Raw genomic sequence first — 24,628 nt, forward strand, 5'->3', positions numbered from 1 at the left:
CCCCCCCGCGCGCCCCCCCCCGGCCCGGCGGCGCGGGCGCGCCCCGCCCCGCGGGCCTCGGGCCCCCCCCCCAACCGGTGGCCCGCGGCGGCCGGGGCCGCGGCCCCCCCCCCCGCCCCCCCCCCCCCCCCCGGGACTGCGTCCTATAGTGATGACGGGGTAATCCGCCGTACCGACCCAGGGGAGATCCATGCGAACCGCCGACGTCGTCCGTGCCATGCTCGCTACGGCGGCCGCAATAGCCCTGGCCACCGGGTGTACATCGAGCACTGACGGGGCGACCGCGACGATCGCGCCGACCACCGCCGGTCCGATCGAAATCTTCAACCCTTGCACCGAGCTCTCGGACCAGGTGTTGCGTGATGTCGGGCTGGACCCTTCGACCAAGAGCGTCACCACAGACGCGCCGGATGGTGAGACCAGTTGGCGCGTGTGCAACTGGCGGACACCCGACAGCACCCTCATGATCGGTGTCTATTCCACCTCACACACCCTCGACGAGGCACGGAAGAATTCGAAGTTGGTCGAGAAGACCGAGACCACTGTTGGTTCGCGTCCCGCGCTGACGTACTTCGACGAAACGGAAACGGACGGCACTTCCTGCTATACGGCGATCGCAGCCGAGCAGGGCATGTTCGAGATCAATGCCAGCTGGTTCCTCGACGCTGATCGTGATCGCGATATCTGCGCGATCTCCACGGAGTATGCCGCATTGCTGGAGCCCAATCTTCCGAAGTAGCCGCATCGTCATCTCGAGTGGAGCACGGTGGGCTCCGCGAATCACCAAGGAACAAAACTCATGACCGACCAGCAGCAACACTGGCAGAGTCTCAAACAGAACGCGATCGACGGTGAACTGCGCATCGAGCACGACGCAGGGGCCGCGCTCCAGCAAGAGTGCCAGACTCTGCTGGTCGCGCTGGGGACTCTCCGCAGGCAAGCGGCGGGCCTGAATCACCTGGCCGGCTACGGTGGTCTGCCCTCAGCATTGGATATGAAAACGAAGTTCGAGAAGAAAGCATCCGGCGGCGAGAACGGGGACTCGGCTGTAGACCGGCTGGACGGGATGATCCAAGTCGTGACCCTGATGCGCGACACCTACGCCGCCATGATCGGCGAACTAGAGGAGACCGATCAGCAGAACTCGTCCCAGACCACTGCCGCAGGTGAAGGACTCCGCTGATGCCCGCACCGCTACTTGTCGCCGCTGCTGTCGTCGCGGCCGTCGCCTCTGTCGATGCCGCGGTCGATGATGTCTCCGGGAACTACGACGAGTCCGAAGGCAACCGCAATCGGGCCTCCGATGCCGCCGATGCGGCGGAGCAGGAGTGGAGTGGCGACCGGACGCATATCAACAATGAACTCGCCCGGGTCGGTCAGGGTTTCGACGGTGAATACGCCCCGGCCACGGCGACGAAGGAAGCGTTCAAAACCTGGACTCACCAGCAGATCTGGGAAGCACTGAACGGAAACGCCCAGCATCCCGCCGTGGAATCCGCCGATATCAATGCCGGTGCGGACGGCTGGCGGCGGCTGACCGAGGACCTGTTCACCGCGCTCGACACCTTCGGGAAGAATGTGGACAAGGTGATCGACGAGAAATGGGGCGGCCAGGCCGCCAACGCGGCGGTCGAGGGCACCCGGACGTTCACCACGGAGGCCCAGAAGCTGGTCAAGAGCTTCGAAATGGTGGCGAACGGTATCGACCTCATGCAGGGATATCTCGCGCAGACGAAGATGTCGATCATCCCACCGGTCGAGGTGTCCGGGTTCGACGAATTCGTCGGCCACATTCCCGGAAATGGTGTGGTCAAGGCCGCCAAGCATCGTGCCAACGAAGCGCAGGCGCAAGCCCAGGATTTGATGATCGAGTTCTATCAGCCCGGTGTCGCGGCGGTCGATACCAAAACCCCGGTGCTGCCGGTGACGAAAAGCCCGGTCGGTGCGGGCCCAGGACCACAACAGCCGGTAGGGCCCGCGAGTACCCAGAACCCGGCCGGCACCACCCCGAGCGGTACCACCCCCGCCGGTACGAATCCGAATGGCACTAATCCGCAGGGGACGGAAAATCCAGGTCAGGAGACACCGCAGAATTCGGCGACCAACCCTGCGGCCACCGAAAATCCGGCGTCGACCACCCCATCGGCCACCACGACACCGGCGAACACCGTCCCGCTCGAAAATCCGGTGGGCCGTCCGAACGCCACCACGCCCGGGTCACCCGGTACCACCCCGGGCGCCCCGATGCTCGCCGCGCCCGGCGGCCAACCGCCGGGTACGCCGGGCCGCACCGTCAGCGGAACTCCCGGCAACCCGAACCAGACCGCCGGGCCCGCGACCCGCTCCGGTGCCCCGGCAGCAACCAGGGGGATGACCGGCATGCCCGGCATGATGGGCGCCGGTGGACAGCGCGGGCGTGGGGAGGACGACGACGAACACAAAACTCCCGACTATCTCGTCCAGGACCGCACCACCGAACTGCTCGGCGAACAGCCCCGGGTGCTTCCGCCGGGCGGGGTCATCGGCGGATGAGGTTCGCAGCAGGCCCGGAAGCGGGAGCACCGCGTCATCGCCGCGGGACCTTCATACGTAAGGGGCGGACCGTGCGCGAGCCGGGCACAGGCTCGATGGACACGGTATGAGCGGAACACGCTGGCAGTTGGGCGGTTACGAATTCACGCTGGCCCTGGAGGCGATGGGGCGCGACCGGTTGCCGTATCCGCTCGAATACCTGCCACCCCCGATGGAGCACGACGACGATTTCCAGCGTTACCGGCAGCAGTGCGCGCGCAGGCTACAGGGCGTCTTCGACGAACCGCTCTACCAGGCGCTCACCGTATTGCTGGAACCGGAAATCCGGGTGGAAATCTACGGGGTGCACGGCTCCCCGCAGAACCAGGCGGTGCGGATGCACGCCGGTGTAGTCGGGCGCTCCGCCGTCCTCGCCACGCAATTACCTGGGACCACAAAAAATTCCGGCGGCGATATCGTTCTCGCTCGTATCCGCACCGACCAATTGGCCCCCCGGCTGGTCGCCGGCCTCCCACCGCTCCGCGCCGGCAATCATCACCCCATCCGCGGCCGCCGCAGCGACCTCGACGCCCCCGTATATTCACGCCACCCAACGCAATTGTCCCCCCTCGAAGATATGCAGCGCTTCTTCCGCCGCCGCCGCGCGGGCACCGGCGAGATCACGGTCTATCCCGGCTACACGGTCGATACCCGCCCCACCGACGACGGCTACGCCTTCCTCTGGCTCGACTATCCGAACGACGGCCGCTACTTGCTCCACAACCACAACGCCGAAGATTTCGCTCTCACCCCCGGATCTCCGGACGAAATCCTGCGCCAACTTCGCAGCTCGTTGGAGACCGCCCACCGAGTCCGATCCCGCACCTGGCAGTGAGGCGTGGATCGCCCAATCAGGGTTGGAAATCACCTTGTAGCGCTTGGCGGAAGCGCGGATGGGCTGGTACAAAGGCGAAACGCTCGTCGTAGATGGGGCGGAAGGCGACGGGTTCGACGGATTTGTCGAATAGTGTGAGGGCCAGGATCGAACCCAAGATCGAACCAGGGCAGAATGCGTAGCCCAGCCAGGGCTTCAACCAATCGATTCCTGCGAAACTCACCGTCAGGAAGGCCGCGAATTCGATGACTATGAAGACCAGTATTCCGATTGCGATACGGCGGTAGGTCCGGGCCCGCCGAGCGCACCGAGGGCAGATCGGCCACTCGCCGCCGACAATCGTCGACACAGGTGCGGCGATACCCGCTTCCGTCCGCCACCCTTTTCTTAGGTACTCGTGTAGGCCTCGGCGGTTGGGGAACCGTGGATGGGCGTCGGTATCAAAGAACAAGGTTCGCACGGTCGCGGTGCCGGTCGCCGGCCTGCCATGCGGGGCGCACACATCCGGCAACGGCTGTGCGACTTCTAATTCGAGGGGTGCCACTCGAAGATGCGGCCTCGTCTTCTGCCACAGACGGCCTACATTGGAAAGCGGTTGCGGCGCCCGGCGTAAGCGGACAATCGCGTCGTTCTCATGTGTCCACGGACGCTGGTGAGTCATCGGGTCCGACGTGCCCGTATCACTGAATATTTCGGAATCACTGTTGGGGCGGTAGAATTCCTGCGCCGGGATAATTCTGCTCATTGGAGCCAGCCGTTTTGGTTCCGCTCCCGGAAGTAACGATCATCCTCGTCTTCCGAATCGCTCGGCCCCACCACCTGCTCCCGGTGCGGTTTCCGCTTACCTGGCACACTCGTGGGTAGCGTGCCGCTGATTTCTTGCGTCTGCGGAGTCGCAGGATCGGCGGCGGGTGCACTTTCTGTGAAGGGTTGATATGCCGGAGGTTCCCCGGCCTGGTTCCGGTAGCTCTCGAGTATGGCCTCGCCCTGTGCTGCCATACTCTCTCGCTCGTCCTCCGGTATCGATGCGAAATCCGCAAGCGCTTGGGGGACGATCGAATCGCCGACCCTGTCGAATGCCTCGCTCTGTGCCAGATCTCGTATCGTTCCCGTGCCTTCCAGGATGTCCTGAATCTGTGCCTTGAAATCCTTGTCGATGCCGGGCGCTGAAGTAAGAATCCCCAGTACATTCGCCAGATGGCGAGACATGCCCGGATCGTCATCCAGGCTGACTTCTTCGCGAGCCATCAAATCACCCCCGGATGGTTGTACTCGCCATGGAGCACCGGCATATCCAGTTCGGCGGCCGAGCCCATCAAGCCGTACAACGTGCCAACCGCCGCAGCCGATCCGGCGAGAATCTGTCCCAGTAACCTGACCACCTCTAAGGCTTTGGCCTTCATCATCGCCACAATGGCCAGGCAGACCGCTTCCAGTGCTGCCGCAGCTGCCGCGCCGTAGAGGGTGGCGGTGGTCGCGCGCGCTACTTTCGCTGCTGCCTGCGTCAGCGCCCATCTGAGCGCTAGGTCGAGTAGCTCCAATATCAGGGATTGCACAGCTTGAGCCACCCCGTACGCGTCCCACGCAAAGGTTGCGATCGTATCGGAGATACTCACCAGTGGATCATGCTGCTTATCGATAGCGCCGGTGAACTCTTTGAAATACTCGTTTGCGCTGGAAGCCGCGTTGCCGGTCCAGGAGGTTTCGAAATCTTTCACGGCCGCAACGACTGCGTCGCTGTAGGCGGTGTTGAACTGGGCAAGGTTTTCGGCCGCTTTGGCCGATTTCAGTAATGCTTGCCAATCGCCGCCGAGATAATTTTGAACATCTCCCACCGGATCCCAGCCGGTTGTATGCTTTATGATCTGGAGCAGATAGTAGGAAACGCTGTACGCATTACCCAATGCCATGTCGACCATATTTCCGCCAGTAGAAAACCATCCCTCGACCTCGGGGGGTGTCAACTCGGTGGAAGGATCGATCGACTCACTCATTTTTCGTTTTCCGTAGAATATGTTTTGTCAAGCGTCTCGGCGGTCGACCGGTCCGTTGTTCTATACATTTTTGCCGCACTGGTCAACTCTGTTGCAGTTCCGGTCGTCAGGGAACTCATCTGTGAATAGTTATTCGACAACTTACTGCACATTTCGATCACTTTATCCATCAAAGGTTTCAGTGCAAGGCCGGCGTTTCCCTCGAGATCGAAGTTATTTTTCGTGTACTCGACAGCTTTTGAGCCGGCGTCGGCAAGTGCCTCCAGCTTGGCCGCCGCGGTGTCCAGATCACCCGGCGTGACTTTGAATTCGTATCCCATCCCCATACCTGCCGTGCGTAATTCGCCGGACGTAACGGCTGAATCTCCGTCACGCAACCCTCCCGAGCTCGAACGAAAGAGACTGTACCACTGTCTGTGGATCGCGAATCGGCGCTCGCAATGCGGCCGGGCTCGGGTTCCGCGTTCCGCACGCTGATTTGCCCCGAACGGTGCGATTCAGGCGTTCACCCCCGGGACTGCGGGTCAGGGGCGGTGGCGAGTGTCGAAGGTGATCGCCAGCGTGACCGGACTGGCGAGGACCAGGGCGGTGCGGTGGACCTTGTGGGGCATGTCCCGGAATACCGTCTCGCCGGTCACACGGGCCTGACGCCAACCGCCGACCGACGCAACCACTTCGGCCACGGCAAGTCGTTCCCGGAGCGCGGGTGGCGGAACGGGGCTGTGCAAAAATCGCGCGGTGCTCAGCTACGTGCAAGCCTGTGTGATCGGTGCGGTGCAGGGTGTGACCGAATTGTTTCCGGTCTCCAGCCTCGGGCACTCCGTGCTGGTCGCCGGCTGGGTCGGCGGCGATTGGGGTGAGCTGGTCGCGGCGGAGGAATCCGGTGCGCATACGCCTTATCTTGCCTTCGTGGTCGCTTTGCACGTGGCGACGGCGGTGGCGCTGCTGGGCCACTATTGGCGCGATTGGTGGGCGATCGCGGGCGGTTTCGTCGGCGTGGTGCGCACCCGGCGGCTCGATACCGTACCGAAGCGGCTGGCCTGGCTGATCGTGATCGCCTCCGTGCCGGTCGCCGTGATCGGGCCGCCGGCGGTGCATCCTTTGCACGCGTTGTTCGCGGCGCCCGTCTGCGCCGCGGTTTTCCTGACGCTCAACGGTGTCGTCCTGCTGGTGGGCGAGGGGTTGCGCCGGCGCAATGAACCGTCGCTCGCCGAATACGGACGGCGGTTCGCATTGCAGCGAGCCCGCGTCAGTGCCGTCAGCAGTGCCACCAATCCGCCCCGGCGGTCCGACCGCCCGATGGCGGCCTTGAGTGCCACCGACGCGATCGGGATCGGTTGCACCCAACTGGGTGCGCTGCTGACCGGATTCAGCCGCGCCGGACTGACCATGGTGGGAGGTTTGTGGCGCGGGCTGGAACATCCGCATGCCGCGAAGTTCGCCTTTCTGCTGGCCACCCCCGCGATCCTGGGAGCCGGAATCGTGGAGATACCGGAACTGGCCGGTCCGGCCGCCGCCGCGATTCGTGGCCCGATTCTGGTGGGCGCGCTCGTTTCCGGGCTGTCCTCGTGGCTCGCGGTGCGGTATCTGGAGCGGTATTTCCAGACCCGCACCCTGCTGCCCTTCGCTGCGTACTCGATTCTCGCCGGCGCCGTATCGATCGTTCATTTCAGCTGATCGCCCTGCGGCGCCTTCCGGCAGTGCCACGGCGGTGGGCTACCGCCGGTCGGTAGCGGTCCCGGTTTCCCGGGTGGTCGGCGCTGTGCCGTTCGGGCAGGATCGCACCATGTCGTCAGGAGTGGTTTCGACAGTGCTCGCCGGTCTCATGCCGCTGCTGGGTGCCGGGCTCGGCGCCTCCGCAACGCTGTTGGTGCAGCGGAATTCGGGACGCCAGTCGAAGCTTCGGTTTCTCGCCGAGAGCCGTCTTGCCCATCGCGACGAATTGAAATCCGCGATCCTCGCCTACTTCGAGGCGGCGCAGCGGCTGCAGGGCGAGTTCGATATCCGCGAGCGGGGCGGTACACCGGAGGATGTGAAACCGCTGATCGAGCGGGTCTGGCTGGCGGAGAAGCAGGTCGAGATCATCTGCTCGGACGCGCTGCGGGACCGGATGGTCGCCCATGCCCGCGGCCTGCACGACGTGGTCCGTGATCCCGTGACCCATCCTGATTGGTGGGCATACTGCCGGCCCCTGCAAGAGGATTTGCTGGCGCAGGCGAAGGCGGAACTCGCCCGCGATCACGTGTGGTGAGCAGGCTCGGCCACGCAGGACGACCCGGGCGCGTCGGGCCGGGGTCGTCGGTCGAGAGTGGTCGAGAGTGGTCGCGGCTGTTCACGCGTTGACCGGGATCGACAGTACGACCTCCTGTTCGTTCTCCGGCAGATAGTGGGCCGTGACGATACGCCCGACCTGCACGTTGCCGATCGCGGTGGGCGGCAGGAACTTCTCCGTGGTGGTGCTGAAGGTGCTTCCGTCGGGACGGGTGACCGCAAGCCCCACCGCGACTTTGGAGTATCCGTCGCGGATTTCGCCGGGCACGGTCAGCGACTGGACGACCGCCTGGGCGGCGATACCGCGGGCGGCGATATCGACTTTCTCCGGCGTGGTGAAACCCTTCCGGATCAGGGATTCGTTCATGGCGCGCTGGGCGGCCGCGCTGTCGCCGGACAGGTCGAGTTGCACGGCACCGGGGCGGTCCGGCCGGTACCGCACCGGCAGCACCACCCCGGGGGCCAGCAGCGACAGTTCGGTGAGCGGCACAATCGTTTTGGCGGTCGCGTCGAAGACCTTGCCGTCCGCGCCCTCGACACTGAACTCGATCCGGATCTGCGGCTGGTCGTTGAGGGTGACCCCGGTGTGCGCGAACGATTTCACCGTGCCCAGCCCCAGCGGGGCGTCCCGGAACTCGCCGGTGTTGTGGCCGGTGAGCGCGGTGACGATCCCCGATCCGGTGAAGGCGAATACCGTGACGACCATGGTGCAGGCGATGATGGGCAACGCCAGGAAGCCGTTCAGCCAGGCGAGGTAGGCGGGTTCGTAGATGCTGCCGGTTTCGTAGGTCAGGCCGTGCCAGAGGTAGAAGCCGACGGCGAGGGCGGCGAAGCCGAGCGTGGCGGTACGGATGGTGCGGGCGTGGGCGCTGAACCGCGCCAGTTCGTCGATCACCCGCCGCTCGTCGAACTCCGAACCGATCTTCGGACGCCCGAACTGGTCGAGGCCCTTACGCCATTCGGCCAGCGCCTCGTCTCGGGCCTGCGGCGACTGATCCCACCCGGCCCAGTGCCGCAGCGCGGGCAAGGTCAGGTCCTTGGCCAGATATCCACCGCTGAACGACAGGGCCTTTTCCAGCTTCCCGTCGGCGTTGCGCTGCGGCCGCATCTCGACTTTGTAGCCGCCGACCTCGTCCTGGCCGCCCTTCTCCCAGCGCGGCCGCGGCAGGATCCCGACCGCGCGCAGTTCCCGCAGCCACTCCGCCTCGCTGCCCGCGGCCGCCGCGATCGCGCGGACCCGCCGCTCCATCGCCTCGCGGTCGGTCTCCGGTGCACCCACCCGCTCCTGGCGGGCCCGCTCGGCCGGCGTGGTGGCGCGCTCGGTGCCGCCTTCCTCCCGCGACGCCAGCACCTGCAACCCGTACTTGTGCTCCAGCCGGTTGCAGGCCCGCTGCGCGCGCACGTAATCGAGATACAGATCCGTGCACGACCCATCGGAGCGCACCACCGCCATCGCGATATGGATGTGATCGCCGCCCCCGGCGTTCAGGCCGTGATGGATCGCCGACCACCGAGCATCCGGGACATCGTCATCCCGGTGCGCGAAGCCCATCTCGGCCATGAAGTCGTGCGCGAGCGCCGCCCAGGTCTCGTCGCTGAGCGTGCCCTCCTCCGGCGACAAACTCAGCGAACAGTGCCACGTGTTGTGATCGCGCGTCGCAGCCGCGACCGCTTCCGCGCGATCCATCCCCTGCTCCACCAGGGCCCGGGCCTTCGCGCGATCGACCGACGGGACCGGAGCACCGCGCAGGATCAGCTGCCTCGGGGAATCCAGCAGCCGCGCAAGCTCGGCCGCCTGCAACGTCGACAACGGCCGGCCACCGTAGATCGCCTCCACCACCACATCACCAGCGATCACCCGCTGATCGCGGTGCTCGTTCGCCCGGCCCTTCCCCGCCAGATACACCAGCAGATCGGTCATATAGCTGCCCTTTTTGATGTTCGGCATCATCGCCGCTCACCGCCCCGACGGATCGGACTCGGCCCACTCGCTACTCAGCGCGAGATCCTCGTCGACATCGATCGACGTGGCAGTCGTCGCCGGGTTCAACCCCATCACCCACCGCGCCGCCGACTCCAGCCCGATCGAGGCCCGAGTGCTTGCCGCCAACGCATCCAGCAGCCGCGCGACCAGCTCCTCCGGGAACACCGCAGCGTCCTTGTGCTGGTGGGTGTACCGGACAAGCTGATTCAAGTTATTGCGCTCGCGCCGGACCTGCTCGTCGATCTCCAGTAGGCCCATCACCGCGTGCGCTCGGCCGGCCTCCACCCGGCCCTCCGACTTGGCCGACTCGACCAGCAGCCGCGGCACGCTCACCCCCGCCTTGGCCGCCGCCTCGGTGAACTCCGCATGCTCGGCATCGGTGAGCGACACCTTGATCCGATGCGGTCGACCACCGTCGACATTGGCCTGCCGCACCCGCTTCGCGGACGCCCGCCGACTTCGCGATTCCCCTGCCACCGCAGCCCTCCTCCGGCTCAGCGCAGCGACACCCCGTCCCCGGGGTGATGGCCATTTATGGCCCATAACTATTAGCTCGCTGCATTCGTTCTCCCCTACCAGAGTACCGGAGCGGTCCGGTACGTGAGGACACTCGGAACGGGACCACAGCAGAGAAATTCGGCTCCGGCGGCGGAGCCCGGCCGCTACGGTTTCCGGGCATGGAGATGCATGCAGAACTGGCCGCGGATCTCGCGGCGCAGGCGGGGCGAGAGCTGCAGGCCGCACTCGACACAACAGCGGAACTGCCCGGGGAATCCGGGTGGGGCAACTACACCTACACCGGTCGCGAGAGCGCCGAACGGGTGATGTGGCAGCGAGTCACCGCACTACAGGCCCAGGCCCAGATCCACGCGACGCTCGCCTTGGCCGACATAATGGCCGGCCGGACACCGGAGGTAATCGGGAAACACGCAGCGCAGTAAGGTCAGACGAGACGAGACCCCGGCAAGTAACGGTTGCCGGGGTCTCGTCGCTTGTTTGAGTTTCTCCGCGCCTCAGTCGATCGCGCGGGGGCCTGTCACCTTGCTGACCGCGGTGAGCGCCCGACCCACCGTCGAGTGCGGCAAACCGACGATCTCCTTCCCGATGCGGTTGGCCTTGAGCCCTCGTGAGCGGGCCTCGAAGATCTGCGCGAGGACCTCGACCGGCTGACGAGACAGCTCGCGATCGATGACCGCGCGCGCGTAGTCGAGCGCCTGCGCGCGCGACAGCTCGTGCGCGAACGGTCCGCGATCGACCTCTTCCCCGTCGCCGTCGCGCGCGATCGGTGCGGTGGCTTTCACCGCGCGCGGCGCGCGATCGACCGCGCGTGCGAGCGCACCGTCGACGGCAGGTTCGCGCGCGGGCTGCGAGCGATCGGGACGGCTGGTGATCGCGCGCGGTGCCGGGTGTTCGATCGCGCGCGACGCCCGAGCGGCAGGGCGAACGAGCGAGACGACGGGGCGGGGTTCGCGCGCGACGGGGTGTTCGTTTGTGGTCTCGGTGGGCTCCTCGTCGGGGGTGTGATCGGCGATCGGTCCGCGATCGGTTCCCAGCTCAGTGGGGCTGTGATCGGCGATCGGCGCGCGGCCGGTCGGGTGGTCTTCGCGCGCGATCGGTGCGACCGAGTTCGCGCGCGATCGGCCCGCGCGGCGCTCTTGCCGGACCGCGGTCAGTTCCTGATCGAGGATCTCCGCTATGTGTCGATCGCGATCGGCGCCGGGGTTCGCGCGCGATCGGTCGTCCGTGTCGATCGCGATCGGTTCTGCCTCTTCGACTTGTTCGCGCGCGATCGGTTCTGGGTTGTTCGCGCGCGATCGGTCATCGGTGACGCGCGCGATCGGTGCGCGCTCGGCGTCCCCGGGGGTGGGAACTGTGTGCGCGCGATCGGTCTCGGTGCTCGCGGGCGGTTCGAGTTCGGCGAGCTGTTCGCGCGCGGCGATTTCGCGGTCGAGCTCTCCGGTGAGCGCGTCGAATTCCGCGCGCTCGGTCGCGCTCGGTTCGATCGCGTCCAGGGCGTTGCGCGCGCCGCGCACGATGCTGGCGGGGTCGGCCCAGTTCGTGGCCGGCCGGTAGTCGGGCAGGCTGTAGGCGCTGAACCGGCCTTCGAGGTGATCGGCCAGCCGCGCGCGGATCTCAGGCTGACCGAGGACCACACCATCGGAGGTGGCTTTGTCGATCGCGCGGTGCAGTTTCTGCATGGCGCGACGCTTCCCCCGGGCGTTACTGGTGTCGCGCGCGATCCGCACGGCATCGGCGGCGCGGGCGAGGTCTTCGAGGCGGCGCTCGACGGCGACCTCACCGGCGGTGCGGTCGGTCGGGTCGGCCAGGCCCCAGCGGACCATCAACCGGCGCGGAGAGATCCGCCAGTTCATTCCGCCGGCAGCACCGGTGATCTGCCGCCGCTCCAAAGCCATCGAGCGTTCCCAGCCCCACGCAGCGACCAGCGGCGCGGCGAGTCGCAGCACCAGCAGGCCCACGTCCTCGGTGGCGTGGGAGGCGGCCAGGACACCGGACAGGATGGTCAGCACCCACATCGCGATGCCGTCAACGCCGGCGGAACCGGTGTCGATTTGGGAGCGCCGGGCCCGCATCGCGGAGGCCACGACCATCAGCTCGATGAACGCGAAGCACAGCAGTTGCAGCGGGACCGGCATCTCCAGCGCCTGGGAGAACATGACGTACATGCCCTGCGCCGCAACGATCGAGGCGATCCCGGCGGTGAACAAGGTGACCGCCCGCTCCGCGGTGACCTTCACCTTCTTCGCCGGTTCTATCTGTCCGGTGGTGGGGTCGGTACTCATTTCTGGGTGCCTTTCTGGCGGGCGATCTCGAATTCGAGTCGGCTGATGGTGTTCTCGGCAGTGGTCAGGGCCTGCCGCAGGGCTTCGACCTGCGCGGCAGCGGATTCGCGGGCGCGGGCGATCTCGGCGGCGTGGTCGGTGCGCAGCTGGTCACGGTCGCTGCGGGCCTGGTCGCGTTCGGCGCGTGCCTCGGCGCGGGCGTCGGTCAGCTCGGTGCGCAGCTGATCGCGTTCGGCGCGGGCAGTGCGGGTGAGTTCGTTGAGCTGTTCACGGGTCGTATCGAGGTCGGCGCGCAGCTGGCGAACCTCTTCGCGGGCATCGGCGGCGGCCTGTTCGGCGCCGGCGCGGTCCCGCTCGGCCTCGCGCTGAGCTGCCTGCGCGGCGGTTACCTGCTCGCGAGCGGCGGTGATCTGCTGGTCGGCAGCGTAACGGATCTCGCGGATCTCGGCCTGGGCTTCCTCACGCGCGGTGGCGATCTCGGCGGCGGTGACGGCTTTGATCGCAGCGACCTGCTCGGCGGCTTCGGCCGCGACCCGGTCCCGCTCGGCCAGCGCGGCCTGCAGTTCGGCGCGAGCCTGTTCGACCTCGTCGCGGGCGGCGGCGACCTGCTCGTCGCGGCTGGCCAGAGCATCCTCGGCCGCGCCCTCGGCGAGGTTCTTGTCCTCCAAGGCCCGGTCCCGCTCGCGGCGGGCGGCGAGCGCTTCGGCTTCGGCTTCGTCGGCGCGGGCATTGGCGGCATCAACGGCGGCCTGGGCTTCCCGGCGCGCGATGGTGACCTCGGCGGCAGCGGCGTCGGGGTCACCGGCGGTGGAAACGACCTGGTGCGCAGCGGCCACGATCTCCTCCAACTGGGCGCGGTGCGCGGTGGTCACCATCTCCCACTGCGCGAGCAGTTCCGCCAGCGAGGCCCGCGCCGAGGTCACCGGCCGCGCCGGAGGCTGTTCGCGCCGCGGTCCCCCGCCAGCGCGCAGGTTCTGCTTGCGCTGGAACGCCGTGGCCCGGTCGTGCGCCCGCATGACGCCGTCCGGATCGAGCCGGGTCTGTCCGCAGTAGTCGGACGGCCGGCCCCGCCCGGATGCCGCAGGTAGCGGCTGCTCGCAGTAGGCCCATTCGCCGGTTTCCGGGTCGTAGCCGGTGGGGAATTGGCAAAACCGCTGCTTATCGGCCTGTGGCGCGGCGCCGGGCGGGGAATCGGGTTGTTCACTCATACTCCAATCTTACCATATTACGTTTATTTTCATCGTTATTTGATATCGTTTTTACGTTAAAACAGAACGAAACAAAATTTGCTAGCTATGCTAGCTTGGTTAGCTATTGATACTTGCTATAGGTGTTAGGTTCGCTCTGTGAGCGGAGAGAGCGTGAGTACCGAGCACCGGCCCCGGCGGGTGGTGCTGGCGAATCAAAAGGGCGGTGTGGGTAAGACCGCGACCGCGTTGGGGGTGGCGAGCGCCATCGCCACGTGCGATGAGGCCCAGGGCGGCGGGAACGTGCTGCTCGTGGACCTGGATCCGCAGGGCAACGCCACCAACGGTGTCGGCATCCAGGTCACCGACGGCCAGCCCACGATCAAGGACGTCTACGACTCCAAGGCGCAGCCGGGGTGCCTGGCCGATGTGGTCGTGGCGTCGGCCTGGGATCGCGTCGATATCGCGCCGGCGGACGAGGACCTTGCCGACCTGGACGACTCCGGGAACGCGGACATGGTGTGGCGACTGGACGCCGCCTTGGAGGGCGTCGACTTGAGCGCCTATCGGTGCGTCCTGTTCGACACTCCCCCGTCGCTGGGCAAGCTGCTGTTCAGCGCCCTGCTCACCGCCGATGAGGTCGTGGTGGTCACCGAGCCGACCACCGATTCGGTCAAGGGCGTCGGCCGGATCGAGAACACCATCGCCCGGGTGCAGCGGCGCCCGAACCGGGACCTGCAGTTCAGTGCGATCGTCATCTCGAAGTACCGCGGGATCGGCGAGCACCGATTCCGCACCGAGGAGCTGCGCGCCGGCTTCGGCGTCTACGGCCAGGACGGAAAAGTCTGCCGCACCGTCGTTCCTGACCTCGCCGCCCGCCAGGACGCGCACTCCGCCCAGATCCCCCAGCACCTCTACCGGGGCGGGAAGTCGCTGTCCCTGCAGGTCGCCTACACCGACCTCGCTACCGAACTCGGCCTGCTGAAACCGATTGGAGCCACGGTATGAACCCCTCACCGGAACGCAAACCCGCCCTGGCGCCGCGGCGGCACCCGGCCGACAGCATCCCGGATAAGCCCAGCGCACCGCCGGTGGCTGCAGAGGAGCGAACCCCAGTGCGACCGACTCCCCCGCCGGCGGTGCCGCTGGAGGAGCAACTGATCGCGCAGCACAACGTCCGGATACGCCCCTCCACCAAGGACCGCGTCGCTCGGGCGGTGGACAAACTGCGCTACGAGACCGGTGACCGGTCCATCTCGATCGCCTCAGTAACCGACCAAGCCCTCCGCGAGTTCATGGACCGAAACGGCTGTTAGCGCCGCTACCAGCAGAAACACACCTAGCTATCTCTGCTAGCACACCTAGCTAGGCGCGCTGCGCGAACACCGGGAGCACTGCTCGTGTGTGGTCCTAGGTCAGCTATTCAGGGCCTGCCGCGCTAGCTCCTGCTGCGCCTCACGGGCCTTCGCGCGGCGCAGCGCGCGTGAACTGATCGCCTTCTGGCCGGTGGCGGCCGCTACCGCCAGCGCGGCCTGGCGCCCGGGGGAGTCCGGCTCGGCGGGAACTGCGGCCAGGGCCTCCCTCCGACGCTGCTCGGCCTCCTGACGGACCTGTTCCCGACGCCGTTCCTCCTGAGCGGCTTCCCGCTCCCGGTCCAGCGCCCCCCGCGGCGCGGCGGGAGGGGGGGTGTGGAGCCACCCACCCAGGGTGCCGGGGGGGGTGGGGGCCGCCCGGCCCCCCGCGAGGCCGGCCCCCGACGCGCGCCCGGCGCGGCAGTCGGAACCCGCTAGGAGCGGGTGAGGAATTCGGCGGCCTGGGCGCCGATGAACACACTGGGTGCGTGGGTGTGCCCGCGGACCAGGACGGGCATGATCGAGGCGTCGGCCACCCGCAGCCCGTGGACGCCGCGGACCCGCAGCTGCGGATCCACCACACTCGATTCGTCCGACCCCATGCGGCACGTGCCGGCGGGGTGGTAGAGGGTGTGCGCGTACTGTTCGAGCGATTCGGTCCGGGTCTCCTCCGCCATACCGTCTGCGGCGTTCGGCGGATAGCACAGCGGGCCGAGTACGTCCTTCATGGCCGCGGTGCCGGCGATTTCGGCGCAGTAGCGCAATCCGGTCATCAGCGCGGCGCGGTCGGCACCGCCGGGGTCGGAGAGATACTTCGGGTCGATCACGGGCTTGGCGTGCGGGTCTTTCGAGGCCAGGGTGATCGTGCCGCGACTGTGCGGGCGCAGCAACACGGTCGCGAGAATGACGCCGTGCGCGGTCGGGTCGACGAGGCCCTCGTGATAGAACGGCGCCGGCGCGTAGACGAGTTCCAGATCGGGGTAGTCCAGGCCGGGATCGCTGCGCACGAAACCGTAGGCCTCACCGACGTTCGAGGTGAGCATGCCGCGGTGGCGGAGCAGGTAATTGACCAGCTGGGCGGGTTTCTCGGCGGCGAACAGCGAATCGGCGGTCACCGAATAGCCGAGGCCCGCGACGAGATGGTCCTGCAGGTTGGCCCCGACCTCGGGAAGATGGTGGCGGACCTCGATCCCGTGCCGCTCGAGTTCGGCGCGGTCCCCGATTCCGGACAGCATGAGCAATTGCGGGCTGTTGATCGCCCCGCCGCACAAGATGATCTCCACGGTGGCGGAGGCCCGCTGGAGGCTGCCGCCCCGGGAGAACTCGACGCCGACCGCACGATCGCCATCGAACAGCACCCTGGTGGCGGTGGCCTCGGCCAGGACGCGCAGATTCCGCCGTTTCATCGCGGGCCGCAGGTAGGCGTCGGCGGTGCTCCAGCGCCGGCCACGGTACTGGGTGACCATTGTCTGGGTGAACCCTTGCGGTTCGGGCAGATTCGCGGTTTCCACCGGGAAGCCGCGTTCGGCGACGGCGCGCAGGTAGGCCGCCGTGGACGGCCGCGGACTGCGCTGATGGGAGATATGCAAGGGGCCGCCGGTGCCGTGATCCTCGCCCGCGGGGCCCTCGACATCCTCGATGGTGCGGAACTGCGCGACCGCCTTCTCGAAACCCCAGTCCGGCCCGGCCGCCGCGGCCCAGTCCTCGTAGTCGGCGCGGAAGCCGCGCACCCACATCTGGGCATTGAGCGAGGAGGAGCCTCCGAAGGTCTTCCCGCGCGGCCAGTAGATCTGCCGGTTGCCGAGCTGCGGCTGTGGTTCGGTCAGATAGTTCCAGTCGTACGGGCTGCGGAAGAGTTTCGAGAAGCCGGCCGGGATCCGGATGAATTTGTCCTTGTCCGCCGGACCGGCCTCCAGCAGGATCACCGAACGTCCCGGATCCGCACTGAGCCGGTCGGCGAGCACCGCACCCGCCGACCCCGATCCTACGATCACATAGTCCGCACTGACTTCTGTCACCTTCGCACCTTTCCACATCGTGTAGCGCAAAGATACGAGAGTCGACCGGGGTATGGGGCGTGTTCGCCCGGGTGTCCCGGACACCGGTGGCGGGCGGCGTGGAGTGCTGTGACTCCTTCGCCGCGGGGATCGGCGGGAGGAAGTGAACACCGGGATCGTTGTTCGCGCTGCCGGGAGTTCGCGGGCGGGGTATAACCGGCCCATGAGTTACCCGGTGGATTTCGGGCTACTGCAGGCCGGTGCGATCGCCGTGATCATCGCCGGTGTGGCCCTGGTGATTTCGGCCCTTGTGGTACTACGCCGGAAGGGGCCGTGGGCGACGATCCTGCGTGGCGGCGGTGGACTCGCACTGCTGGCCGTCGCAGCGCTGGTGCTGTGGGTGGCCACCCTGGTGCAGACCTATCTGGGATTGACGGGGGAGGTGCGGGCCGCCCATATCGTGGTGTCCCCGGTTTCCGGGGCGGAGCACCAGCTCGAGGTCGATATGACCCTGTTCGACGCCGACGGCGGCACCACCGAGCGCAGTACGCACCGGGTGGAGGGTGACCTGTGGGTGCTGCAGGCGCAGATCGTGGAGCTGGAACCCTGGGTCAACGCGCTCGGGTTCCATTCGGGCTACAAGGTGTCGCGACTGTACGGGCAGCGGCTCGACGGTGTCGCGACCCGGCAGGATCACATCTTCCTCAACGGCGGTGACCGCGACTTCTTCCGCGAGATGACCGAGAACCGCTGGTTCACCTCGCCGTTCGTCCGCTCCGCGTACGGCAACGCGGTGATCGCCACGCCGGGGGAGTACGACGTCTACATCTCCCGCGACGCCATCAAGACACGTCAGGTGGAGTGACCGGCGTCGACGGCCGACCGGCACAGCACATTCAGTTCCGCCACCACGGTATCGAGCGCGGCGGGGTCGCGTTCGGTCCGCGCGACGATGAGCGCTCCCTCGAGCGCACTGACCACCAGCACGGCGACCGAGCGGGCGCGCGGTGCCGCGGCCCCGTCCCGGACGAGTTTTTCCGCGATGAGATCGCGCCAGGAATCGAAGGTGGCGCCCGCGGCGGCGACCGCGTCGGGTTCGTTGCCCAGCGCCGCCGCCGCGATCGGGCAGCCGATCGCGTAATCGCCGCGATCGAGGCCGCGCGCGAGGGTTTCGGCGAGTGAGCGCAGCGCGGCCGCTGTTTCCGGGGTGCCCAGCACGCGGGTGAGCTCGCCGGTGACCCGGGCCCCGGCCACCCGGGTCGCTTCGGTGATCAGTTGTGATTTCCCGCCGGGGAAGTGGTGGTATACCGAGCCGCGGGGTGCGCCGCTGGCTTCGAGGACATCGGCGAACGATACCGCCGCGACCCCTCTGCGGCGGATGAGCGAGATCGCGCTGCGGATCATGGCCGCGCGGGGTCCGTCCGGATCCTTATGTCGTGGCATCGCACCGCTCCCTGTTGCCTCCCATTCCTATGTATGTTGTCATACTTATATTCGTTCCACCACCGTGAAGCGGCACATTTCCGAGGAGGACCCCGTGACCGGGATCGACGCGCCACCCCATCCGTTCGATACGGCCATCGCCACCGAGTACGCGGGCGCGCATCGGGCCACCGGCCGCACCTGCCCGGATTACGCGAATATGGTCGGCCCGTTCGGCGGTGTCACCGCGGCGGCGCTGCTGCGCGCGGTCGAAGCGCACCCCGATCGAATGGGCGATCCGCTGGCGCTCACCGTCAACTACGCCGGCCCGATCGCCGACGGCCCCTTCGAGATCACCGTCCGCCCCGTGCGCACCAACCGCACGAACCAGCATTGGCAGCTCGAGCTCGCCCAGAACGGCGCGATCACCACCACCGCGACGGCCGTATTCGGGATCCGGCGCGATACCTGGTCCGACCTGGAACTCGCCAAGCCGCTGGTGCCGGGCCCGGAGCATGCCGTCCCGCAGGAGTTCCCGGACTTCATCGCCTGGGGCCGCAACTACGACCTGCGGTTCGTCACCGGGGCGGTGCCGGACGTGGCGCCCGGGGACGACAAGCCGGCCAGTCCGGATTCGGTGAGCACTCTCTGGTTGCGCGACCGTCCCGCCCGGCCGGTCGACTTCGCCTCGCTGACCGCCATGTCGGATGCCTTCTACCCGCGGGTTTTCCTGCGCCGCGGGCAGTACCTACCGGCCGGGACGATCTCCCTCACCGTCTACTACCACGCCACCGCCGCCGAACTGGCTGCCCAGGGCACCGAGTACCTGCTGGGCAGTGCCCGCGCGAACCGCTTCGCGCACGGCCATTTCGACCAGAACGCGCACCTGTGGGGTCATGACGGCACCCTGCTGGCGACCAGTCACCAGCTCGTCTACTTCAAAGGCTGATCCGCGGCGACCGGCGCCGCGGCAGAGTCGGTGACGGCCACGATCGGCAGCCGCAGCGCGCCGGGCGCCGACTCCGGTACCACCGGGGCCTTCGGCGCGACGGGCGCGAGCCGGCGATACGGCGTGCCCTGCGGCGGCCGGGGATCGCGGTCGCCTTTGTTCGGCCAGAACGCCGCCGCCCGCTCCGCCTGCGCGGTGATGGTCAGCGACGGATTCACGCCCAGGTTCGCCGAGACCGCGGCCCCGTCGACGACGCTCAGCGTCGGGTACCCGAAGACGCGGTGGTAGGCGTCGATCACGCCGGACTCCGGGTCGGCGCCGATGGCCGCGCCGCCCAGGAAATGTGCCGTGAGCGGGATATTGAACACCTCGCCCCAGGTGCCGCCGGCCGTACCGCCGATATGTTCGGCGACCCGTCGTGTCGCCTCGTTGCCGGCGGGAATCCAGGTCGGGTTCGGCTGCCCATGCCCTTGGCGGCTGGTCAGTTTCCGGCCGAACAGGCCCCGCTTGGTGTAGGTGGTGATGGAGTTGTCCAGATGCTGCATCACCAGCGAGATGATGGTGCGCTCACTCCAGTTGCGGACACTGAGGAAACTGATCAGCAGCAGGGGATGCCGTAGCGCGATCCCGAGGAATCGCAGCCAGCGCGGAACCCGGCCGCCGCCGTCGACCATCAGTGTCTGCAGCAGACCCATCGCGTTCGACCCCTTCCCGTAGCGCACGGGCTCGATATGGGTATCGGGGGTCGGATGGATCGACGAGGTGATGGCGACACCGCGGGTGAAATCCTGCCCGGGTGCGAGTTTCCGGGTGGCCGCGCCGACGATCGATTCGGAATTGGTACGGGTGAGCAGGCCGAGCCGGTCGGACAGTTCGGGCAATACCCGGCGATCCCGCATAGCGTGCAGCAGCCGCTGGGTGCCGAGGGTGCCGGCGGCGACGACGACCTGGCGTGCGGTGTAGGTGGTCCGCTGTTTGCGGATCCAGGCCCCCGTACGTTCCGCGGCCACGACCCAGCTCCCGTCCGGCCTGGGTCGCAGTTCGGTGACCGTGGTCATCGGGACGACCTTCGCCCCGGCCTGTTCGGCGAGGTACAGGTAGTTCTTGACCAGCGTGTTCTTCGCACCGAACTTGCAGCCGACCATACAATCGCCGCATTCCACGCATCCGGTGCGGGCCGGGCCCACACCACCGAAATACGGGTCGTCGACGGTTTTGCCGGGTTCGCCGAAGAACACCCCGACCGGTGTCTGGACGAAGGTGTCGCCGACGCCCATATCCTCGGCGACCTTCCGGAACACCTCGTCGGCCGGGGTGATGTGCGGGTTCTGTACCACGCCCAGCATCCGTTTGGCCTGTTCGTAGTAGGGGGTGAGTTCCGCGCGCCAGTCGGTGATATCGCGCCACTGCGGGTCCTGGAAAAAGGGCTCCGGTGGGACGTAGAGAGTGTTGGCATAGTTCAGTGAACCGCCGCCGACGCCCGCTCCACCCAGGATCAGCACATTGCGCAACGGGTGGATCCGCTGGATGCCGTAGCAGCCCAGTTTCGGCGCCCACAGGAATTTGCGCAGGTCCCAGCTCGTCTGGGGAAGCTCGTCGTCGGCATAGCGCCGGCCCGCCTCCAGCACGCCGACGGTGTAACCCTTTTCCACGAGGCGCAGGGCGGTGACACTGCCACCGAACCCGGAGCCCACGACGAGTACATCGAAATCCGTGGCCGCCTCGGACATGGGACTTCTCCTTGGTTCGGAAGGGTCAGCAGTGACTGGCGGTTACATTAACACAGGTAGCCGGGAGCGGTGATCTCCTTTGTTGACACTGCTCTCGAAATTGAGCAGGCTGGTCCGGTGACGACCCCCCGTGCCCGCGCCCGCGCCCAGACGATGGCGGATATCCTGCGTATCGCGCGCGAACATCTCGCCACCGACGGCGCCGCCGCTCTCTCCTTACGCGCGGTGGCCCGCGATCTCGGGGTGGTTTCCTCCGCGGTGTACCGCTACGTCCGGAGCCGTGACGAATTGCTGACCCTGCTGGTGATCGAGGGCTACGACGCCCTCGGCGACGCGGTCGACGCCGCGCTGGCGCAGGCCCCGGACGATCCGCTCGAGCGCTTGCGGATCACCGCGCGTACCGTCCGCGCCTGGGCGCTGGCCGAACCCGCCTGGTACGGCCTGCTGTTCGGCACTCCGGTTCCCGGTTACGCGGCCCCCGCCGACCGCACGATCACCCCGGGAACCCGGGTGATCGTCACCCTCCTACGGATCATCGCCCGAGCCCACGACCGGCAGCTTCTGATCCGCCCCGCCGTGGACCCGCCGGTCCCCGGCGCGCTGGCCCGGGATTTCCGCCGTATCCGGGACGAGTTCGAGGTGGATCTGCCCGATTGGGCGCTGGCCCGGGCGCTCACCGTCTGGTGCGGCCTGTTCGGGGCCGTGAGTTTCGACGTCTTCGATATGTACGGCGCCGATACGTTCAGCGATCGGGGGCAGGTGTTCGACGCGCATCTCGCGGCGCTGGAGTCACTGCTCGTGGCGTGAGCGCCTACTTCTCGGTGACCCCGGCCTCCTTGTCGACCACCAGCGGCCGCGCGTCGTTGTCCGCACCGCGGGCCGACCGGGCGACGGTCACATCGATCTGCTCGCTGATATAGCGGACCACCACCGCCACCACGGCCACCACCGGGACGGCCAGGAACGCGCCGGTGATCCCGTACAGCGTGCCGCCGCCGGTCACCGCGAGCAGAACCACCACGGCGTGCAGTTTCATGGTCCGGCTCTGCAACACCGGTTGCAGCACATTCCCCTCGAGCTGCTGGACCGCGACGATAATCGCCAGCACGATCAGCGCCGTGGTGAACCCGTTGCCGACCAAGGCCACGAGGACGGCGAGTGCCCCGGCCACGAAGGCACCCACCATCGGGATGAAACCGCCGACGAAGGTCAGTGCCGTCAGCACACCCCACAGCGGAACCCCGAGGATCACCAGCCCGAGACCGATGAAGAACGCGTCGATGAAGCTGACCACCGCCTGCGTGCGGATGAATCCGCCGAGGACCTGCCACACCCGCACCAGCACTTCCTCGAAATGCCGGCCGCTGCGCCCACCGAGGAACTTGTGCAGCCACGGCAGGAATTTGGGCCCGTCCTTGATGAAGAAAAAGGTGAGCACCAGCACCAGGAACAACGTCACCAGGACCGATGTCGCTGTGCTGACCCCGGTGAACACCCCGGACGCGATCTGCTCGGCGCTGGATTGCAATCGCGACACCACCGCGTCCACCGCCGAATCGAGCTGTTCGTCGCGCATGTTCAGCGGCGGACCCTGCAGCCAATCGCGCACGGTGTTGATACCGGTGGTGGCTTTGTCGGAAAGTTCGGGCACCTGATCCACCACCGACGGCACGATCAGTGCGATCCCGCCCGCCAGCACTCCGATGAAACCGATCAGGGTGAGCGATGCGGCGGCCGCGGGCGGCAGCCCGATACGCATCAGCAGTCCGGTGGGCGGCCACAGCACAGTGGCGATCACGATCGCCAGCAGTACCGGCAGCAGCACCACCCACAGTTTCGCCGCGAGGAACCCCAGCACCCAGGCCCCGGCCGCGATGGCCACCACGCACAGGGCCCATTTCGCCAGCCACAGCACCCCGGAGCCGATCACGTCCCCCCGGTCCAGTGAGCCGGTGGTGGACGTGTCGGCGCTGTCGTCGCGGATTTCCTTCTCCCCGTTCACCCGGCCAGTCTCGCACGACCCACCGACCGCGGCAGTACACCGGCTCGGTGGTGCGCGTGAAGCGTCAGCGCGGCACGGTCACCTGATCGGTGCAACTGGACAGTCCGTCCACGATCGAACAGGCGGCCGGCGCCCGAGTCGGCCGGTAGTCGCCCGGTACACCACCGTGCCGGGTGATCGCGGTGTAGGCGGCCACCGCGTCGGTGGGGCGGCGGGTGAGGGACGGATCGGTCAGGACATCGACTGTGTAGAGCCCGAACCGTGGGGTGTAGGAACCCCACTCGTAGTTGTCGGTGAGACTCCAGTAGTTGTAGCCCATCACGTTCATCCCGTCGGCGGCCGCGCGCTGCAGCCAGTAGGCGGTGTCGCGGAGCAGGTCGGCGCGCGTATAGCCGTCGGCGCGGGGCCGGCCGTTCTCGGTCGGCATACCGTTTTCCACAATGTAGAGGGGCTTACCGGGGAAGCGCCGCGCGTAGTGGTCGAGTGCGTAGTAGATCCCCTCCGGCTGCAGGGACAGCGTCCACAGCTTGCCCGGATCGGGGAACTGGGTGAGCAGACTGTGCGGGGAGAACCCGTAGTAGTAGTCGATCCCGATGTAATCGAGCCGTGCCCCGATGCGGTCCACGAACGCACCGTTGATCGAGTCCTCGGCAGCCGGGATGTAGGCGACATTGCTGCTGACCATCGCGCCCGGCTGTACGCGGTGAATATGGTCGTACACGGCGTCGTGGGCGAGGGCCAGGCGGTCCTGCATCGCCGGGATATCGGTGACCGCTATCCCGCCGTGGCGCACCTCGTTCATGAGGTAGGCCGCGGGCTCGTTGAAGGTGATCCACAGCGGGTCCGCGGCCGCGTACCGGTCGACGACGGTGCGGGCGTTGGCGAGCCAGTCGTCGACCATGCCGGCGCGCCGCCAGCCGCCCCGCTCGGCCTGCCATCCCGGGTAGACCCAGTGGTCGAGGGTCAGCATCGGCCGCATCCCGGCCGCGCGGATACTGTCGATGACGTCGTCGTAGAACCGGAACCCGTCCTCGTCCCATACGCCCGGCCGCGGCTGCACCCGGGCCCATTCGATCCCGATCCGGTAGACCCGCCCGCCCAGCTGTGCGGCGAGCGCGATATCCGAGCGATACCGCGAGTAGAAATCGACGGAGTCGTGGTATGGGTCCTCGGTTTTCCCGGCGGCGATATACCGTGTCCAGTTGCTGTCCGGCGCCCGGCCCTCGGACTGGAACCCCGAAGACGCCACTCCCCACAAGAATTCGCGGCCGAGCGGCGCCACCTCCAGCGGGGGAGCAGGGCGGGCACCGGCCGTCGCCGAGCCCAGTACGAGCGCCCCGGCGGTGAGTGTGCCGGTGGCCAGAAATCGGCGGCGATTCCACGCAACCATCGAGTCGGCCTCCTGTTCTGCACGCGGCCGTGGCCGGCTCGGTGCGGTACTGGTCCCGACGCACAAGCCTAACGGGACACCGCCGGGCGCAATACTTTTCACCACCCAACCCGCCTGCCCATAAGAAAGATACTGATACGCGG

Annotated in this window: 26 protein-coding genes; 12 read left to right on the forward strand and 14 right to left on the reverse strand. The window is 67.3% G+C overall.

All coding sequences use genetic code 11. From position 1 onward, the window contains the following. Window positions 1-190 precede the first annotated feature (190 nt). From QH276_RS15010 to QH276_RS15025, 4 genes are all read left to right on the forward strand, one after another. On the forward strand, window positions 191-739 hold the full coding sequence (locus tag QH276_RS15010) for a DUF3558 domain-containing protein (RefSeq protein WP_280401917.1): 549 nt from the start codon (window positions 191-193) through the stop codon (window positions 737-739). A 60-nt stretch (window positions 740-799) separates the two neighbouring features. Then, window positions 800-1,183, forward strand: a complete 384-nt coding sequence (locus QH276_RS15015) for a hypothetical protein (RefSeq protein ID WP_280401918.1) — start codon at window positions 800-802, stop codon at window positions 1,181-1,183. Continuing rightward, complete coding sequence (locus QH276_RS15020; RefSeq protein WP_280401919.1) at window positions 1,183-2,532, forward strand: hypothetical protein; 1,350 nt, start codon at window positions 1,183-1,185, stop codon at window positions 2,530-2,532. Before QH276_RS15015 ends, QH276_RS15020 begins: the two co-directional genes overlap by 1 nt. Window positions 2,533-2,638: 106 nt before the next feature. Beyond that, window positions 2,639-3,406: an ESX secretion-associated protein EspG gene (locus tag QH276_RS15025; protein WP_280401920.1), complete on the forward strand. Its 768-nt coding sequence runs from the start codon at window positions 2,639-2,641 to the stop codon at window positions 3,404-3,406. Window positions 3,407-3,422: 16 nt separating this feature from the next. Here the strand turns inward: QH276_RS15025 and QH276_RS15030 are convergent, their stop codons facing one another. The 5 genes from QH276_RS15030 to QH276_RS15050 form a co-directional block, all read right to left on the reverse strand. Next, on the reverse strand, window positions 3,423-4,151 hold the full coding sequence (locus tag QH276_RS15030) for a hypothetical protein (RefSeq protein WP_280401921.1): 729 nt from the start codon (window positions 4,149-4,151) through the stop codon (window positions 3,423-3,425). Then, window positions 4,148-4,654, reverse strand: a complete 507-nt coding sequence (locus QH276_RS15035) for a hypothetical protein (RefSeq protein ID WP_280401922.1) — start codon at window positions 4,652-4,654, stop codon at window positions 4,148-4,150. Before QH276_RS15035 ends, QH276_RS15030 begins: the two co-directional genes overlap by 4 nt. Continuing rightward, window positions 4,654-5,400 carry a hypothetical protein gene (locus QH276_RS15040; protein ID WP_280401923.1) on the reverse strand — a complete coding sequence of 249 codons (747 nt, stop codon included), beginning with the start codon at window positions 5,398-5,400 and terminating at the stop codon, window positions 4,654-4,656. The genes QH276_RS15035 and QH276_RS15040 overlap by 1 nt, the downstream gene beginning before the upstream one ends. Then, on the reverse strand, window positions 5,397-5,720 hold the full coding sequence (locus QH276_RS15045) for a type VII secretion target (protein WP_280401924.1): 324 nt from the start codon (window positions 5,718-5,720) through the stop codon (window positions 5,397-5,399). Before QH276_RS15045 ends, QH276_RS15040 begins: the two co-directional genes overlap by 4 nt. A 204-nt stretch (window positions 5,721-5,924) precedes the next feature. Further along, on the reverse strand, window positions 5,925-6,083 hold the full coding sequence (locus QH276_RS15050; protein WP_280401925.1) for a hypothetical protein: 159 nt from the start codon (window positions 6,081-6,083) through the stop codon (window positions 5,925-5,927). A 55-nt stretch (window positions 6,084-6,138) separates the two neighbouring features. Here QH276_RS15050 and QH276_RS15055 point away from each other — a divergent pair, with 55 nt between their 5' ends. Next, entirely contained in the window at window positions 6,139-7,077 is a 939-nt protein-coding gene (locus QH276_RS15055; RefSeq protein WP_280401926.1) for an undecaprenyl-diphosphate phosphatase, read from the forward strand. 109 nt (window positions 7,078-7,186) lie between these two features. After that, on the forward strand, window positions 7,187-7,651 hold the full coding sequence (locus tag QH276_RS15060; RefSeq protein ID WP_280401927.1) for a hypothetical protein: 465 nt from the start codon (window positions 7,187-7,189) through the stop codon (window positions 7,649-7,651). 81 nt (window positions 7,652-7,732) lie between these two features. Here the strand turns inward: QH276_RS15060 and QH276_RS15065 are convergent, their stop codons facing one another. Next, window positions 7,733-9,622 (reverse strand): relaxase/mobilization nuclease domain-containing protein, encoded by a 1,890-nt coding sequence (locus QH276_RS15065; protein WP_280406770.1) that lies wholly within the window; start codon window positions 9,620-9,622, stop codon window positions 7,733-7,735. Window positions 9,623-9,628: 6 nt separating this feature from the next. Then, on the reverse strand, window positions 9,629-10,132 hold the full coding sequence (locus QH276_RS15070; RefSeq protein ID WP_280406771.1) for a hypothetical protein: 504 nt from the start codon (window positions 10,130-10,132) through the stop codon (window positions 9,629-9,631). Between the two features lie 200 nt (window positions 10,133-10,332). On the opposite strand from QH276_RS15070, the gene QH276_RS15075 reads away from it, so the two are divergent. Beyond that, window positions 10,333-10,596 (forward strand): hypothetical protein, encoded by a 264-nt coding sequence (locus tag QH276_RS15075; RefSeq protein WP_280406772.1) that lies wholly within the window; start codon window positions 10,333-10,335, stop codon window positions 10,594-10,596. Window positions 10,597-10,668: 72 nt separating this feature from the next. Here the strand turns inward: QH276_RS15075 and QH276_RS15080 are convergent, their stop codons facing one another. Both QH276_RS15080 and QH276_RS15085 read right to left on the reverse strand, forming a co-directional pair. Then, complete coding sequence (locus QH276_RS15080; RefSeq protein ID WP_280406773.1) at window positions 10,669-12,411, reverse strand: hypothetical protein; 1,743 nt, start codon at window positions 12,409-12,411, stop codon at window positions 10,669-10,671. Window positions 12,412-12,452: 41 nt separating this feature from the next. Beyond that, entirely contained in the window at window positions 12,453-13,664 is a 1,212-nt protein-coding gene (locus tag QH276_RS15085; RefSeq protein WP_280406774.1) for a hypothetical protein, read from the reverse strand. Window positions 13,665-13,802: 138 nt separating this feature from the next. On the opposite strand from QH276_RS15085, the gene QH276_RS15090 reads away from it, so the two are divergent. Together QH276_RS15090 and QH276_RS15095 are read left to right on the forward strand one after the other, a co-directional pair. Next, window positions 13,803-14,651 carry a ParA family protein gene (locus QH276_RS15090; RefSeq protein WP_280406775.1) on the forward strand — a complete coding sequence of 283 codons (849 nt, stop codon included), beginning with the start codon at window positions 13,803-13,805 and terminating at the stop codon, window positions 14,649-14,651. Between the two features lie 107 nt (window positions 14,652-14,758). Further along, window positions 14,759-14,959: a hypothetical protein gene (locus QH276_RS15095; RefSeq protein ID WP_280406776.1), complete on the forward strand. Its 201-nt coding sequence runs from the start codon at window positions 14,759-14,761 to the stop codon at window positions 14,957-14,959. A gap of 470 nt (window positions 14,960-15,429) precedes the next feature. Here the strand turns inward: QH276_RS15095 and QH276_RS15100 are convergent, their stop codons facing one another. Next, the gene (locus tag QH276_RS15100; protein WP_280401838.1) at window positions 15,430-17,013 is read right to left on the reverse strand and encodes a GMC family oxidoreductase; all 1,584 of its coding nucleotides are present in this window, start codon (window positions 17,011-17,013) and stop codon (window positions 15,430-15,432) included. A gap of 202 nt (window positions 17,014-17,215) precedes the next feature. On the opposite strand from QH276_RS15100, the gene QH276_RS15105 reads away from it, so the two are divergent. Then, on the forward strand, window positions 17,216-17,857 hold the full coding sequence (locus QH276_RS15105; protein WP_280401837.1) for a hypothetical protein: 642 nt from the start codon (window positions 17,216-17,218) through the stop codon (window positions 17,855-17,857). Here QH276_RS15105 and QH276_RS15110 read toward each other — a convergent pair. Next, window positions 17,845-18,435 (reverse strand): TetR/AcrR family transcriptional regulator, encoded by a 591-nt coding sequence (locus QH276_RS15110; RefSeq protein ID WP_280401836.1) that lies wholly within the window; start codon window positions 18,433-18,435, stop codon window positions 17,845-17,847. The genes QH276_RS15105 and QH276_RS15110 overlap by 13 nt on opposite strands. A 94-nt stretch (window positions 18,436-18,529) precedes the next feature. Between QH276_RS15110 and QH276_RS15115 the strand changes: the two genes are divergently transcribed. Next, entirely contained in the window at window positions 18,530-19,363 is an 834-nt protein-coding gene (locus QH276_RS15115; RefSeq protein ID WP_280401835.1) for an acyl-CoA thioesterase, read from the forward strand. On the opposite strand, the gene QH276_RS15120 is transcribed toward QH276_RS15115, so the two are convergent. Next, a complete protein-coding gene (locus tag QH276_RS15120) occupies window positions 19,348-21,093 on the reverse strand; it encodes a GMC family oxidoreductase (RefSeq protein ID WP_280401834.1) in 1,746 nt (581 codons plus the stop codon). The two genes, QH276_RS15115 and QH276_RS15120, sit on opposite strands and share 16 nt — an antisense overlap. A 153-nt stretch (window positions 21,094-21,246) precedes the next feature. Between QH276_RS15120 and QH276_RS15125 the strand changes: the two genes are divergently transcribed. Continuing rightward, window positions 21,247-21,900 carry a TetR/AcrR family transcriptional regulator gene (locus QH276_RS15125; protein WP_280401844.1) on the forward strand — a complete coding sequence of 218 codons (654 nt, stop codon included), beginning with the start codon at window positions 21,247-21,249 and terminating at the stop codon, window positions 21,898-21,900. A 4-nt stretch (window positions 21,901-21,904) separates the two neighbouring features. Here the strand turns inward: QH276_RS15125 and QH276_RS15130 are convergent, their stop codons facing one another. Together QH276_RS15130 and QH276_RS15135 are read right to left on the reverse strand one after the other, a co-directional pair. Beyond that, complete coding sequence (locus QH276_RS15130; RefSeq protein ID WP_280401833.1) at window positions 21,905-23,095, reverse strand: AI-2E family transporter; 1,191 nt, start codon at window positions 23,093-23,095, stop codon at window positions 21,905-21,907. 64 nt (window positions 23,096-23,159) lie between these two features. Then, on the reverse strand, window positions 23,160-24,485 hold the full coding sequence (locus QH276_RS15135) for a family 1 glycosylhydrolase (RefSeq protein ID WP_280401832.1): 1,326 nt from the start codon (window positions 24,483-24,485) through the stop codon (window positions 23,160-23,162). Between the last annotated feature and the right edge of the window lie 143 nt (window positions 24,486-24,628).

Source organism: Nocardia carnea (assembly GCF_029869215.1).
Lineage (GTDB): Bacteria > Actinomycetota > Actinomycetes > Mycobacteriales > Mycobacteriaceae > Nocardia > Nocardia carnea_B.